Source organism: Streptomyces polygonati, assembly GCF_042650325.1.
GTDB classification, from domain to species: Bacteria; Actinomycetota; Actinomycetes; order Streptomycetales; family Streptomycetaceae; genus Actinacidiphila; species Actinacidiphila polygonati.
The window spans coordinates 397,010-411,004 of sequence record NZ_JBHSBB010000007.1 but is presented as its reverse complement, the minus strand read 5'-3'; the positions used below and the strand labels follow the sequence as shown (position 1 = coordinate 411,004).

The 13,995-nt window shown below is 73.4% G+C and carries 14 protein-coding genes; 9 read left to right on the top strand and 5 right to left on the bottom strand.

The annotated features are described in order from the left end of the window. Positions 1 to 43: 43 nt before the first annotated feature. Positions 44 to 1,048, bottom strand: a complete 1,005-nt coding sequence (ligD, locus tag ACFO3J_RS08110; RefSeq protein ID WP_386427576.1) for a non-homologous end-joining DNA ligase — start codon at positions 1,046 to 1,048, stop codon at positions 44 to 46. Positions 1,049 to 1,208: 160 nt separating this feature from the next. Between ligD and ACFO3J_RS08105 the strand changes: the two genes are divergently transcribed. Next, entirely contained in the window at positions 1,209 to 2,273 is a 1,065-nt protein-coding gene (locus tag ACFO3J_RS08105) for an ATP-dependent DNA ligase (protein WP_386427574.1), read from the top strand. A 50-nt stretch (positions 2,274 to 2,323) separates the two neighbouring features. On the opposite strand, the gene ACFO3J_RS08100 is transcribed toward ACFO3J_RS08105, so the two are convergent. Next, positions 2,324 to 2,746: a secondary thiamine-phosphate synthase enzyme YjbQ gene (locus ACFO3J_RS08100; RefSeq protein ID WP_386427572.1), complete on the bottom strand. Its 423-nt coding sequence runs from the start codon at positions 2,744 to 2,746 to the stop codon at positions 2,324 to 2,326. A 444-nt stretch (positions 2,747 to 3,190) separates the two neighbouring features. Here ACFO3J_RS08100 and ACFO3J_RS08095 point away from each other — a divergent pair, with 444 nt between their 5' ends. From ACFO3J_RS08095 to ACFO3J_RS08065, 7 genes are all read left to right on the top strand, one after another. Further along, a complete protein-coding gene (locus tag ACFO3J_RS08095; protein ID WP_386427570.1) occupies positions 3,191 to 4,396 on the top strand; it encodes an LLM class flavin-dependent oxidoreductase in 1,206 nt (401 codons plus the stop codon). A 183-nt stretch (positions 4,397 to 4,579) separates the two neighbouring features. Further along, a complete protein-coding gene (locus ACFO3J_RS08090) occupies positions 4,580 to 5,398 on the top strand; it encodes a glycoside hydrolase family 3 N-terminal domain-containing protein (protein WP_386427568.1) in 819 nt (272 codons plus the stop codon). A 109-nt stretch (positions 5,399 to 5,507) separates the two neighbouring features. Continuing rightward, on the top strand, positions 5,508 to 6,623 hold the full coding sequence (locus ACFO3J_RS08085; RefSeq protein WP_386427567.1) for an NAD(P)-binding domain-containing protein: 1,116 nt from the start codon (positions 5,508 to 5,510) through the stop codon (positions 6,621 to 6,623). A 19-nt stretch (positions 6,624 to 6,642) separates the two neighbouring features. Continuing rightward, on the top strand, positions 6,643 to 6,861 hold the full coding sequence (locus ACFO3J_RS08080) for a hypothetical protein (RefSeq protein ID WP_386427565.1): 219 nt from the start codon (positions 6,643 to 6,645) through the stop codon (positions 6,859 to 6,861). A gap of 120 nt (positions 6,862 to 6,981) precedes the next feature. Continuing rightward, positions 6,982 to 7,779: a (Fe-S)-binding protein gene (locus tag ACFO3J_RS08075; protein ID WP_386427564.1), complete on the top strand. Its 798-nt coding sequence runs from the start codon at positions 6,982 to 6,984 to the stop codon at positions 7,777 to 7,779. Next, positions 7,776 to 9,305 (top strand): lactate utilization protein B, encoded by a 1,530-nt coding sequence (locus ACFO3J_RS08070; RefSeq protein WP_386427563.1) that lies wholly within the window; start codon positions 7,776 to 7,778, stop codon positions 9,303 to 9,305. The genes ACFO3J_RS08075 and ACFO3J_RS08070 overlap by 4 nt, the downstream gene beginning before the upstream one ends. After that, entirely contained in the window at positions 9,302 to 9,979 is a 678-nt protein-coding gene (locus ACFO3J_RS08065) for a LutC/YkgG family protein (protein ID WP_386427561.1), read from the top strand. The genes ACFO3J_RS08070 and ACFO3J_RS08065 overlap by 4 nt, the downstream gene beginning before the upstream one ends. 47 nt (positions 9,980 to 10,026) lie before the next feature. Here ACFO3J_RS08065 and ACFO3J_RS08060 read toward each other — a convergent pair whose 3' ends face one another. Next, on the bottom strand, positions 10,027 to 11,889 hold the full coding sequence (locus ACFO3J_RS08060) for an ABC transporter ATP-binding protein (RefSeq protein WP_386427560.1): 1,863 nt from the start codon (positions 11,887 to 11,889) through the stop codon (positions 10,027 to 10,029). Positions 11,890 to 11,934: 45 nt separating this feature from the next. Between ACFO3J_RS08060 and ACFO3J_RS08055 the strand changes: the two genes are divergently transcribed. Continuing rightward, positions 11,935 to 12,495 (top strand): MarR family winged helix-turn-helix transcriptional regulator, encoded by a 561-nt coding sequence (locus ACFO3J_RS08055; RefSeq protein WP_386427558.1) that lies wholly within the window; start codon positions 11,935 to 11,937, stop codon positions 12,493 to 12,495. Between the two features lie 6 nt (positions 12,496 to 12,501). On the opposite strand, the gene mscL is transcribed toward ACFO3J_RS08055, so the two are convergent. Continuing rightward, positions 12,502 to 12,945, bottom strand: coding sequence for a large conductance mechanosensitive channel protein MscL (mscL, locus tag ACFO3J_RS08050; RefSeq protein ID WP_386427556.1), 444 nt, complete (start codon positions 12,943 to 12,945; stop codon positions 12,502 to 12,504). Positions 12,946 to 13,061: 116 nt separating this feature from the next. Then, entirely contained in the window at positions 13,062 to 13,841 is a 780-nt protein-coding gene (locus ACFO3J_RS08045) for a hypothetical protein (RefSeq protein WP_386427555.1), read from the bottom strand. Positions 13,842 to 13,995 lie beyond the last annotated feature (154 nt).

The following is a 13,995-nucleotide window of genomic DNA, read 5'->3' as shown; positions in this document are numbered from 1 at the left end:
TCGCCCGCTGGGAGGCCTCCGCCGTCGAGCCGGGCGGACCGGATCACTTCTTGGCCCGGCTGGGCTGCACCCGCTTCGGCTCGCCGTCCATCTTGGGGTGGTCCGGCGGGTAGGGCAGATCGCCGAGGGCGTGCTCGCTCTCGTCGCGGGCGGCCAGTTCGAGGGCCGCGTCCAGCCGGAAGGCGTGTTCGTCCATGTCGGCGTGCACATCGCCGATCCGGGCGAAGCGCTCCGGCATGGTCACCACGTCGAAGTCCTCGGGCACGGCGTCGGGCACCTCGTCCCAGCGCAGCGGCGCGGACACCGGCGCGTTGGGGAAGGGCCGTACGGAGTAGGCGCTGGCGATCGTGCGGTCGCGGGCGGTCTGGTTGTAGTCAACGAAGATCTTCGCGCCGCGCTCCTCCTTCCACCAGGCGGTGGTGACCCGCTCCGGGTCGCGCCGCTCCAGTTCCCTGGCGACCGCGATCGCCGAGCGCCGCACCTGGGTGAAGGTCCATTCGGGTGCGATGGGCACGAAGACGTGCAGGCCGCGCCCGCCGGAGGTCTTGGGCCAGCCGTCCAGGCCGAGCCCCCGCAGGACGTCCCGCAGCTCCAGGGCGGCGCGTACCGCGTCGGCGTAGCCGGTGCCGGGCTGCGGGTCGAGGTCGATGCGCAGTTCGTCCGGGTGCTCGGTGTCGCCGCGCCGGACCGGCCAGGGGTGGAAGGTCAGGCAGCCGAGGTTGGCCGCCCACAGCACCGCGGCGGGCTCGGTGGGGCAGATCTCGTCGGCGTGGCGGCCGCTGGGAAAGGCGATCCTGCCGGTCGGAATCCACTCCGGGAGGTTCTTGGGGGCGCGCTTCTGGAAGAAGAACTCGCCGTCCACGCCCTCGGGGAAGCGCTGCAGCGTGGTGGGCCGGTCCCGCAGCGCCCGCAGGGCGCCCTCGCCGACGCTCACGTAGTAGCGGGCCACATCGCCCTTGGTGAGTCCGCGCTGCGGAAAGTACACCTTGTTCGGGCTGGACACCCGGACGGTCCGCTCGCCGACGGTGAGGTCCAGGGATTCTGCCATGGGTCCCACGCTAGGCCGGGCCGCCGGGCGCCGCGCGCCGGCGGCCCCCGGTCCGGCCCAGGGCGTCGGTCGAGGGGCCGGCAAGGGGCCGGTCGAAGGGAAGCGGGCCGGCCGGGCTTCCGGCGGGCGGCGACCGGCCCCGCGCCGGACAATCGCCCTCATGGACCTTCCCGTGATGCCTCCGGTGCGGCCGATGCTGGCGAAGGCCGCCAGGACCATTCCGCCCGGCATGCTCTACGAGGCCAAGTGGGACGGTTTCCGGGCGATCGTCTTCCGCGACGGCGACGAGATCGAGCTGGGCAGCCGTTCGGGCAAGCCGCTGACCCGCTACTTCCCGGACGTGGTGGCCGCGCTGCGGGACCACGCGCCGGCGCGGTGCGTGCTGGACGGGGAGATCGTGATCGCCCGCGAGGGGCGGCTGGACTTCGAGGCGCTGCTGGAGCGCATCCATCCGGCCGATTCCCGGGTACGCCACCTGGCGGAGGTGACGCCGGCCGGCTTCGTCGCCTTCGACCTGCTGGCGCTGGGCGACGCCTCCCTGATGGGCGAGGCCCAGCGGGACCGCAGGGAGGCGCTGGCCGCGGCGCTGCGGGACTCCGCCGCGCCGGTCTTCACCGCCCCCGCCACGGACGACATCGAGGTGGCCCGCGGCTGGTTCGAGCGGTTCGAGGGAGCGGGCCTGGACGGCGTGGTCGCCAAGCCGCCCGGGCTCGCGTACCGGCCGGGCGAGCGGGTGATGGTCAAGGTCAAGCACGAACGCACCGCGGACTGCGTGGTGGCGGGTCTGCGGCCGCACAAGAGCGGTCCGGTGCTGGGCTCCTTGCTGCTCGGCCTCTACGACGGCGCCGGGCGCCTCCAGCACGTCGGGGTCTGCGCCTCCTTCCCGATGGCCAGGCGCCAGGCGCTGATGACCGAACTGGAGCCGCTGCGCATGGCGAGCGCCGAGGGCCATCCCTGGGAGCGCTGGGCCAGCGAGGAGGCGCAGGCCGCCGACCGGCTGCCCGGCGGGCCGAGCCGGTGGACCGGCAAGAAGGACCTGTCGTGGGTCCCGCTGCGACCGGAGCGGGTGGTCGAGGTGGCCTACGACCACATGCAGGGCGCCCGCTTCCGGCACACCGCGCAGTTCCGCCGCTGGCGGGACGACCGCGAGCCGGAGCAGTGCACCTACGCCCAGTTGGAGGAGCCGGTGGGCTACGACCTCGCGGAGGTGCTGGGCGGCGCGTAGGGGGCCGCGGCGCGGCACACCGGCGGGGCCGCGGCGCTTCTTACGGCGGGTCAGCCCAGGAAGCTCAACCGCACCCGGCGGTCGGTGTTGTCGGTGTTGGTGTCCACCAGGACGACCGACTGCCAGGTGCCCAGTTCCAGCCGGCCGCCGACGACCGGGAGGGTGGCGTGCGGCGGTACGAGCGCGGGCAGCACGTGGTCGCGGCCGTGTCCGCGGTGACCGTGGCGGTGCTGCCAGCGGTCGTCGGCGGGCAGCAGGTCCCGCAGGAGCGCGAGCAGATCGTCGTCGCTCCCAGCGCCGGTCTCGATCACGGCGATCCCGGCGGTGGCGTGCGGCACGAAGACGTTGAGCAGTCCGTCGCGGCCGGGCGCCGCCTCCCGCAGGAAGGAGGCGCAGGCATCGGTGAGGTCGTGCACCGCCTCGCGGGAGCCGGTGGTGAGATCGAGCACTCGCGTGGTGAAGGTGTCGGCCATGGGTCCATGGTGCCGCACCCCGGCGGCGGCGGCCGCGGGCGCCGGGGCCGTGTCGGCGGCGCACCCCGCCGGCCGGCCCGGCCGGCGGTGGCCACGTGCCGAGACGCCATTGACCGGCCGACAGGGCGCTGGCTACCTTCGCTGCATGTCACGTCCTTGCCTGCTCACCACGCGCGGTCACATCGACCTGCTGCGGGTGGCGAGCGCCGCGTGTCCCGCCGGCCGCTGACGTACGACTGCCCGCCGCCGTCCCCGCCGTCCCGGTGACCTGTCCGGTCGCCGCGCCCGGGACACCTCCCGTGCCGGGATCGCCGCCCGGCGACCCGCCTTCCCCGGGGTCCCGGCCCCGCCGGCGGGGGCGGGTGCGGCAGTCGGCCCGACCGCGTGGCGCCTCCCCGCAGGGTGACCGGCTCCCCCGCCCGTACCACCGAAAGGCTCCGCCCCATGTCCGTACATCTGCACTGGTTCCTGCCCACCGGAGGCGACGGCCGCACCCTGGTGGACCGGCACGCCTACACCGACGGCGGCGTCAAGCGGTCCCGGATCACCCCGGTCAGCGGCATCCGCGCCCCCGACATCGAGTATCTGGCCCAGATCGCCCGCGCCGCCGACCAGTTGGGCTTCGAGGGGGTCCTGACGCCCACGGGCACCTGGTGCGAGGACGCCTGGCTGACGACCGTGGCGCTGTCCCAGCACACGGAGCGGCTGAAGTTCCTGGTCGCCTTCCGGCCGGGGGTGATCTCACCGGTGCTGGCGGCCCAGATGGCGGCCACCTACCAGCGCATCACCCGGGGCCGGCTGATGCTCAATGTGGTGACCGGCGGCGACCCGACCGAGCAGCGGCGGTTCGGCGACCATCTGGACCACGACAGCCGGTACGCGCGCACCGCCGAGTTCCTTTCGGTGGTGCGCGGGGTGTGGGAGGGCAGGCCGTTCGACTTCGAGGGCGAGCACTACCAGGTGGAGGGCGGGCTGACCGCGCTGCCGCCGGACCCGCTGCCGGAGATCTTCTTCGGCGGTTCGTCCCCGGCCGCCGGGCCCGTCGCGGCGCGGCACAGCGATGTCTATCTGACCTGGGGCGAGCCGCCCGCGCAGGTGAAGGAGAAGATCGACTGGATCGGCTCGCTGGCCGAGGCCGAGGGCCGTACGGTCCGCTTCGGCATCCGGCTGCATGTGATCGCGCGGGACTCGTCGGCCGACGCGTGGGCGACCGCCGACCGGTTGCTGGCCGACCTCGACGAGGACACGGTGGCGGCGGCGCAGCAGGCGCTCGGCCGCAGCGAGTCGGTGGGCCAGCAGCGGATGCTGGCGCTGCACGGCGGGCGGCGCGACAAGCTGGAGATCGCGCCGAATCTGTGGGCCGGGGTCGGTCTGGTACGCGGCGGCGCCGGTACGGCGCTGGTGGGCAGCCACGCGGAGGTCGCGGACCGGATCGAGGAGTATCACGCGCTGGGCGTCGACCACTTCGTGCTGTCCGGCTATCCGCACCTGGAGGAGGCCTACTGGTTCGGCGAGGGCGTCATGCCCGAACTCGCCGCCCGCGGCCTGCTGCCGCCGCTCCCGTCCCCGCTCACCGGTGTGCCCGCCGCAAACGGCCGGCCCGCGTCGGCGCCGGGTGGCGCGCCGTTGCTGCTCTCCGGCGGGCGGTAGCCGCGGGGCGCGGCGAGGTGCCGGTGGCGGCACTTCGCCCCTGGGGTGCCCGACCGGGCGTTCACGGACGGGGGTTGATGGGGTCGATGTGACCGGATTGCCGTCGACGGCGATTGGTCTGTACCATTCAGCGGGCCTTGGGACACCGCCCACCGCTGCCGCGCCCCGAAGGGGGACACCGACGTGAACGTGCTGCACCGGCTCGCCACGCTGGTCGACTCGTGCCTGCTGCCCTCCGTCGAGGGGGACGACGGTCGGCTGCCCGACTGGCTGCTGCGCCGGCTGGAGCGCGGCACGCCGGGCGCGGCCGTACACGCTTACGGTACGGCCGCCCGGGCGACCACCGACGCCGTCCGCGCGGCCCTCCCGGACGCGCTCACCGGGCATCCCGGGCCGCGCCGGAAGGGCGACGGCAGCGCCGCCGCGGCCGAACTCGTCGCCGCCGGCGCCAACTTGCACCTGGGCGTACGGCCGGGCCCGCGCGCCGACGAGACCCGCGTCTTCGTCACCGACCTCCAGACCCACGGTGTGGCGGGCGCTCTCGGCCCCTTCACCGGCACCGGCAGCCTGCGGCCCTTCGCCGAGGGCGCCGCGGCCGGAGTGCGCGCCATCACCGCCGGCCATACTCCCGTCCCGGGCCCCGACGGCCTGCCCGCCGCCCTCAGCGCGCCGGCCATCACCGGCATCCTGCGCGGCGAACTCGGCTACGGCGGCGTCGTCGTCAGCGACGCCCTGGACGCTCCCTCGATCGTGGACGGCTGGGGAGTGCCGGGCGCGGCCGTCCTCGCCTGGATCGCCGGGGTGGACCTCCTGCGCCTCGGCCCGGCCAGCGGCGAGGGCGTCCACGCCGCCATCCACACCGCGGCCGCCCGCGCCGTCTTCGACGGCGACCTCTCGCTGTCCCGCCTCGAAGAGGCCGCCGAGCGGGTCTCGCGCCTGCGCCGCTGGGCCTGCGACCCCCGCATGCCGGCCGATCCGATCACGGCTTCGGGCGAGCGCTGAGGCGCCGGGGCGGACCCCCGGCTTGCCCGGGCGCCGGGCCGACCGCGTCAGGTGCCCTCGCGGGGCGCGCGGCGGGAAGCTTTCCCCCCGACCGCTCGTTGCCACCAGCATGGACGAGTCGGGTGACGTGCGGAATGTCGAGGTGGCCGTGGTCGGCGCCGGGCAGGCCGGCCTGTCGGCCGGGTATTTCCTGCGCCGGGCGGGCTTCGAGCCGGGCAGCGGCTTCGTCGTGCTGGACCACTCCCCCGGGCCGGGCGGCGCCTGGCAGTACCGCTGGCCCTCCTTGACCTACGGCAAGGCGCACCGCGTGCACGACCTGCCCGGGCTGCCGCTGGGCGACGCCGACCCCGGCCTCCCGTCGTCCGAGGTGGTCAGCGCCTATTTCGCACGCTACGAGGACGCCTTCGGCCTGCGGGTGCGCCGCCCGGTCGACGTCCGGGCGGTGCGGGAGGGGCTCGACGGCAGGCTGCGGGTGGAGACCGACGCGGGGGTCTGGTCGCCCAGGGCGCTGATCAGCGCCACCGGCACCTGGGACCGGCCGTTCCTGCCGTACTACCCGGGTCAGGAGACCTTCCAGGGGCGGCAGCTGCACACCGCGGGCTACCGGGGCGCCGCCGAGTTCGCCGGGCGGCACGTGGTGGTGGTCGGCGGCGGCACCTCCGCCGTGCAGCTGCTGATGGAGCTGGCCGAGGTGGCCCGTACGACGTGGGTGACCCGCAGACCGCCGGTCTTCCGGGATGCCGCCTTCGACGAGGACTGGGGCCGTTCGGTCGTCGCGCGGGTCGAGGAGCGGGTCCGGCGGGGACTGCCGCCGCAGAGCGTGGTCGGGGCCACCGGGCTGGCGGCCACCGAGGCGATCCGGGACGCCCGGGCACGCGGCGTCCTGCGCCCCGAGCCGATGTTCGAGCGGATCACGCCGCACGGGGTGGCCTGGCCGGACGGCCGGACCCTCGACGCCGATGTCATCGTGTGGGCCACCGGCTTCCGGGCGGCGCTCGACCACCTGGCGCCGCTGCGGCTGCGCGAACCGGGCGGCGGCGTGAGGATCGAGGGCACCCGGGTGGTCAAGGACCCGCGGGTCCACCTGATCGGCTACGGGCCCTCGGCCAGCACGATCGGCGCGAACCGGGCCGGGCGTTCCGCTGTCCGGGAGATCCGGGCACTGCTGTCCGGCGGGGCGGACGCGGCAGGCATCGCCCCGGCACGGGAGGCCGCCACCTTCTAGGTTGTTCTAGGTTGTGAGGATGGGGACACAGAGCTGGAAGACGGTGCTGGCGGGAGTCTCGGCGGTCGCCGCACTGGCCGCGGTGGTGCTCGTGGTGGCGGCCACGCTCGGCGACGTCGGCTGGACGGCCGTGGTCGTCACCGCCGCGGTGGCCGTACTGAGCGCGCTGACGGCCCTGCTCGCCGACATGGGCACGGGCCGGGCGGGTCAGCGGCAGGCGGAGGGCCGGCACCAATAAGCCGCCGAAAGCCCAGGAAAACATCGGATGTCTGCTTCCCTGCGGCTCCGTCCTGCGGCAGGATGGGCGCATGTGTGATCGACAGCCGCTCGGCCCGGCCGCGGGCGCCGGGGAGTCCCCGTGCGCGTAGCCCTCTTCGTGACCTGCGTGAACGACCTGCTGTACCCGGACACCGGGCGGGCGGTCGTCACCCTGCTGGAACGGCTCGGTGTGGAGGTCGGCTTCCCGCCGGCGCAGTCCTGCTGCGGCCAGCCGCAGTTCAACACCGGCTACCGGCACGAGACCGAACCGCTGGTCCGCCGGTACGCCGCCGCGTTCGAGGACTACGACTACGTGGTCGCGCCGTCCGGCTCCTGCGCCGCGATGGTGCGGGACAACTACCCCCGGATCGCCGAGCGGGCCGCCGCAGAGGGGCGGGACGAGGGACTGGCCGCGGCCGCCGCGTCGTCGGTGCCCAAGACGTACGAACTGACCGAGTTCCTGGTGGACGTGCTCGGGGTGACCGACGTGGGGGCGTACTTCCCGCACACGGTCACCTACCACCCCTCCTGCCACGGGCTGCGGATGCTCGGCCTCGGAGAGCGGCCCAGACGGCTGCTGGAGGCGGTCGCGGGGCTGGAGTTGAGGGAACTGGAGGGCGCCGAGGAGTGCTGCGGCTTCGGCGGCACCTTCGCCGTCAAGAACCCGGACGTCTCGGTCGCGATGGGCGAGGACAAGATCCGGCACGCGCTGGACACCGGCGCCCAGGTGCTGTGCGGCGCGGACAACTCGTGCCTGATGCACCTCGACGGCTTCCTGCGCCGTCAGGACGCCCCGCTGCGGTCCGTGCACCTCGCGGAGATCCTGGCCTCGACCCGGGAAGAGCCCTACCGGCCGGCCCGGCCCTTCGCACCAGTGGAGACGGGAAAGATCCGATGAGCGGTACGTATCTGGGCCTGCCGTCTTTCCCCGCGGCCGCCCACGACTCCACCCGCGACACCCAGTTGCGGGCCAACCTCACCCACGCCACCCACACCATCCGCGACAAACGAGCCGTCGCCATCCGCGAACTGACCGACTGGCCCCAGCTGCGGGCAGCGGGCGCGGCGATCAAGGACCACACCCTGCGCCACCTCGACCACTACCTCGTCCAGTTGGAGGAGTCGGTCACCGCGGCGGGCGGAGTGGTGCACTGGGCCGTGGACGCCGACGACGCCAACCGCATCGTCACCGAACTCGTCCGCGCCACCGGGGAGACCGAGGTCGTCAAGGTCAAATCCATGGCCACCCAGGAGATCGGGCTCAACGAAGCACTCGCCGCAGCCGGCATCAGCTCCTACGAGACCGACCTGGCCGAACTCATCGTCCAGCTCGGCGACGACAGGCCCTCGCACATCCTCGTACCGGCCATCCACAAGAACCGCAGCGAGATCCGCGACATATTCACCGAGGCGATGGGCCGCTGGGGACGCCCGGCCCCCGACAACCTCACCGACACCCCCGCCGAGCTGGCCGAAGCCGCCCGCCTCCACCTGCGGGAGAAGTTCCTGCGCGCCAAGGTCGCCGTCTCCGGCGCCAACTTCATGGTCGCCGAAACCGGCACCATGGTCGTCCTGGAGTCCGAGGGCAACGGCCGGATGTGCCTGACCCTGCCCGAGACGCTGATCTCGGTGGTCGGCATCGAGAAGATCGTGCCCACCTTCCGCGACCTGGAAGTCTTCCTCCAGACCCTGCCGCGCTCCTCCACCGCCGAGCGGATGAACCCCTACACCTCGATGTGGACCGGCACCACCGAGGGCGACGGCCCGCAGACCTTCCACCTGGTGCTGCTCGACAACGGCCGTACCGACACCCTCGCCGACACCATCGGCCGGCAAGCCCTGCGCTGCATCCGCTGCTCCGCGTGCCTCAACGTCTGCCCGGTCTACGAACGCGCCGGAGGTCATGCCTACGGCTCGGCCTACCCCGGCCCGATCGGCGCCATCCTGACTCCCCAGCTCCGGGGCACCGCGACCGCGCTGGACGCCTCGCTCCCCTATGCCTCCAGCCTGTGCGGCGCGTGCTACGACGTCTGCCCCGTCGCCATCGACATCCCGGAGATCCTCGTCCACCTCAGGGAACGGGTCGTCGAGGGCGGCGAGGTCACCACCCGCGGCGCCCGCAGCGTCATCAAACCCGCCAAGGGCCACGCCGCCGAACGCGCCGCCATGCGGGCCGGCCGCTGGACGCTGGACCATCCCGCCGCCTGGCGTGCCACCCAGCGCCTCGCCGTCCGCGCCCGGAGCCTGCAGCCGAGACAGCTGCCCGGCCGTACCGGAAAGGCCTGGACCGGGAGCCGCGACCTGCCCGCGCTGCCCGCCCAGTCCTTCCGCGACTGGTGGGCGCAGCGCGAGCGGGCCGCATCAGGGGCCGAGGGCGCGCAGGACGCCCCGGCCCGGGGTCCGCAGAAGGGTACGCAGCAGTGACCGGGAACAGCAGCGGCACCAGCCGCGACGAGATCCTGCGCCGCGTCCGCGGCGCCCTGGGCAGGCCGGAAGGACCGGCGGCCGGTCCGGCCGCCGACGCGGCGGCGCTCGCGCGCGACTACCTGTCCGTGCACGCCGAGCGGAATGCGCGGCAGAGCGCCGACCTGCTCGCCGACAACCTCGCGGACTACCGCGCGGCGGTCCACCGGACCGATGCCGCGGGTCTGCCCGGCACCATCGCCCGGCTGCTGACCGAGCACGGCAGCCGGCGGGCTGTGGTGCCGCCCGGGCTGCCGCCCGAATGGCTGTCCCGGGTGACCGGCGTGGAACTGGTGCCGGCGGCTCGGGAGGCGAGCGCCCGCGAACTGGACGCCGTGGACAGCGTGGTGACCGGCTGCGCGCTGGCCATCGCCGAGACCGGCACCATCGTGCTGGACGGCTCACCCGACCAGGGCCACCGCAGGATCACCCTGGTGCCCGACCATCACATCTGCGTCGTGCTGGCTCCGGACCAGGTGGTTGACTCCGTGCCGCAGGCGATGCCCCGGCTCGACGCCACCCGCCCGCTCACCTGGATCTCCGGGCCGTCCGCCACCAGCGACATCGAACTCGACCGGGTCGAGGGCGTCCACGGCCCCCGCACCCTGGAAGTCGTCCTCGTGGCGTCGGGGTGAGGCCGGCGCCGCCGGCCGGCTGACCCCTCGGCGAACCGCGCCGTCGATCAGGGCGCGGTGGTGGCGAGTTGGGTGTCGCGTCGCAGCAGTGCGGCGTAGCGGCCGTCCTTCGCGGCGAGTTCGTCGTGGGTGCCGCGTTCCACGATCCGGCCGGCGTCGAGGACGGCGATCTGGTCGGCGTCGCGCACGGTGGACAGCCGGTGGGCGATGGTGATGGTGGTCCTGCCCGCCGACAGCGCGTCGATGGCGTCCTGTACGGCGGCCTCGGTGCGGGTGTCGAGCGCGCTGGTGGCCTCGTCGAGGATCAGCACCGGCGGATCGCGCAGGATCGTCCGGGCGATGGCCAGGCGCTGCTTCTCCCCGCCGGAGAAGCGGTAGCCGCGCTCGCCGACCAGCGTGTCGTAGCCGTCGGGCAGGCTCACGATGTGGTCGTGGATCTGGGCGGCCTCGGCGGCGGCCCGGATCTCCGCGTCGGTGGCGTCCGGCTTGGCGAAGCGCAGGTTCTCGGCGACGGAGGCGTGGAAGAGGTAGGTCTCCTGGGAGACGACGCCGACCGCGGTGGACAGCGTCTCGAAGCTCAGATCGCGCACGTCGGTGCCGTCGATCGTCACCCGGCCGCCGGTCACGTCGTAGAGCCGGGGCACCAGATAGCTGAGGGTGCTCTTGCCCGATCCGGTCGCGCCGACCACGGCGAGGCTGCCGCCGGCCGGGAGGGTGAGTTCGATGCCGCGCAGGGTCGGCTCGCCGTCCGCCTCGTAGGCGAAGTCGACGTTCTCGAAGCGGATCTCGCCGCGTACCCGGTCGATGCGGACCGGTTCGGGCCGCTCGGTGATCTCCACCGGCAGGTCCAGGTATTCGAAGATCCGCTGGAAGAGCGCGAGCGAGGTCTGCACCTGCACGCCGGTGGCGAGCAGCGAGACCGTGGGGCGGAAGAGCCCCTGCTGGAGCGAGACGAAGGCGACCAGGGTGCCGATGGAGACGGCCGGACCGCCGTGGCCCGAGGTGAGACCCGCCGCCCAGTAGAGCAGCGCGGGCATCGCCGACATCACGATGCCGATCACCGCCATCCGCCAGCGGCCCTGCATGTTGGAGCGCACTTCGAGGTCCACCAGGCGCTCGGACTCGGTTGAGAAGGTGCGGGTCAGGGACTCGCCGCGGCCCATGGTGCGGCCGAGCAGGATGCCGCTGACCGACAGGGACTCGGTGATGATCGCGGACATCGAGGCCATCTGCTTCTGCCGGTCGGTGGCGATCTTCTTGCGTTCGCGGCCGACCTTGCGGGCGACCCAGACGAAGACCGGGAGCAGCAGCAGCGACACCACGGTCAGCCGCCAGTCCAGGGCGGCCATGGCCACCACGGAGGCGATGACGGCGGTGAGGTTGGAGACCAGGGAGGTCGCGGTGGAGGTGACGGTGGCCTGCATGCCGCCGATGTCGTTGGCGATCCTGGACTGCACCTCACCGGTGCGGGTGCGGGTGAAGAAGGCCAGCGACATCCGCTGCAGCCGGCCGTAGACGGCGGTGCGCAGATCGTGCATGACGCGCTGGCCGACGGTGGTGGAGATCAGCGTCTGGCCGACGCCGAAGACGCCGTTGGCGACCGCGGTGGCGATCATGCCGAGGGCGAGCAGGGCCAGCAGCCCGGTGCGGCCCTGGGGGATGGCGGTGTCGAGGATCGCCCGGAGCAGGAACGGTGAGGCGACCGAGACGAGCGAGGACAGGCCGACCAGCACTCCGACGACGGCCAGCCGGCCGCGGTAGGGCCGGAAGAGCCGCACGATGCGGCGCACATCGGTAGGGCCGGCGGGTTTCTTCTTCGGTGGTGTCCACCGGTTCACGAGATCGTTTTCGGGGCGCAAAGGACTCCTTGAGGCGTTCGGACAGGGACTGACATAGGGAGTATAGGTCATTGTTACCTACGCTCACAATGAATGGCGTCCTGCTATCGTGGACCCATGGAATCGCGCACCACCGCAGTCGCGCGGCAGGCCGGACCCGAGGAGCTCTCCCCGGATGCGGCCACGCCCGAACAGGCCACTCCCGAGCAGGTCACCGGGCGGTTGGCCGATCAGCTGCTCCAGCTGAGCCGGCGGCTGCACCGCTTTCAGCGGGATCTGATGGAGCCGCTGGGCATCACCCCGGCGCAGGCCCGGCTGCTGCGGGCGCTCGCGCACTGCGACGAGCCGCCGCGGATGGCCGATCTCGCGCAGCGGCTGGAGGTGGTGCCCCGGGCGGTGACCACGCTGGTGGACGCGCTGGAGGAACGCGAACTCGTCCGGCGGGTGCCCGATCCGCGCAACCGCCGGGTGATCCGGATCGAGCTGCGGGAGCGGGGCGGTGAGGCGCTGCTCAATCTGCGCCGGGCGCGGCGCACCGCCGCCGCCGAACTGCTGGGGCCGCTGAGCGACGCGCAGCGGGTGGAGCTGACGGCGCTGCTGTCCGTACTGGACGAGCCGGAGCACCCCGCGGCCCCCGCGTCCGGTCGGGCCGGGGAGCAGGGGACGGGGAGCGCGTAGCGGCCGCTACCGGCGGGGGTCGAAACCGGTGGGGTCCTGGTCGACGATCCGCGGCCCTATCTGCGCGGTGCAGGCGCTGCAGCGCTTGGCCGCGGCCGGCACCGGGGTCAGGCACTCCGGGCACTCGCGCATGGGCGCGGAGGCCGCCTTCGGGAAGAAACGGTCCTGGAGACGGTTCATCGGCAGCACGACCAGGAAGTAGATCACCGCGGCGACGATCACGAAGCCGATCACCGCGTTGATGAACAGGCCGTAGGGGAACTTCACACCGGACGCCTTGAACGTCTTGGCGCTGAAGTCGCCCGAAGCGCCGGAGACCACTCCGACGATCGGGGTCAGGAACGCCTTGACGAAGTTGTCGACCAGGCTGCTGAAGGCGGCGCCGACGACGATGCCGACCGCCAGGTCGACGACGTTGCCGCGCAGCAGGAAGGCACGAAAGCCCTTCATGGGTGGGGGGTCTCCTCTGTGGTTCAGGAACGCTGCTCAGGATCTGCGGTTGGGAGTTGCCGAGCCACAGTCTGCCGTGTCCCGCCGTGCGGAGGCCAACCGGTGAACCGGCCCGCTCAGCTTGCCAGATGGGCCTTGTCGCCCATCACGATCACCGGGTGGTCCGCGGGTTCGAGGGTCCGCAGCAGATAGCGCATGGCGTCCTTGGAGACGGTCACACAGGCGGAGGTGCCCACTCCGTGGTCCATGTGCAGCCAGATTCCGCCGCCCTTGGACTCGCCCTGTGGACGGGTCGGGTCGGCGGGTGAGGTGCCGACGACCCGGTTGTAGTCGATGGCGATCACATAGTCGAAGTCGTGGTGGTAGCCCGGCGGCCAGGACGCCGGCGTGGTGAACGCGGTCGACCGGTGGTAGGGCAGCAGCGCGCCGGGGTCGGCGAGCAGGCCCCCCGCGTCGTGCAGGGTGAACACCCCGATCGGGCTCTTGAGGTCGCCCTCGTGGTGCTGGGGCGTCCAGCCGTGGATCGCGTTGTGCGAGGGCCAGTCCGGTCCGCGGTGCCACACGTCGTCGGCGCCCTTGGTGAAGAGAGCGACGGTGGACTGCGAGGTGGTCGGTCCGGCTCCGTAGACGACGATCGCCTGGCGGGCCGAGGCGGGCACCTCGGCGGACATCACCGGGCCGACGCCGGGCAGGGTCCGTGCGGGGCTCGCCGCCGTCCCCTTCCCGCCGGGTCCGCCGCCCGCCGGAGCGGCCGCCGCCGAGCCGCGGGGGCTGCCGGAACCAGCCGAGGGGCCTGGGCCGTGGGTGCTCCGGGCGCCGCCGCAGCCCGCGAGCAGCAGCGCGCCCGCCGCCGTCGCGGCCAGCACCCCCGTACGGGTGGTAGCCCTTCCTCGCATGCGCTGCCCGCCTTTCCTCCCGGGGCCCTTCCCCTGGGCCTTGTGACGCGCGGACGGCCCTGGCCCGTTCCCGCCGGTCAGCGGAAAACCTGTTGACCGGGCACCGGCGCCGACGCGACCCTGGCTCGTCTCCTGACCACTGCCGGCACGGTTT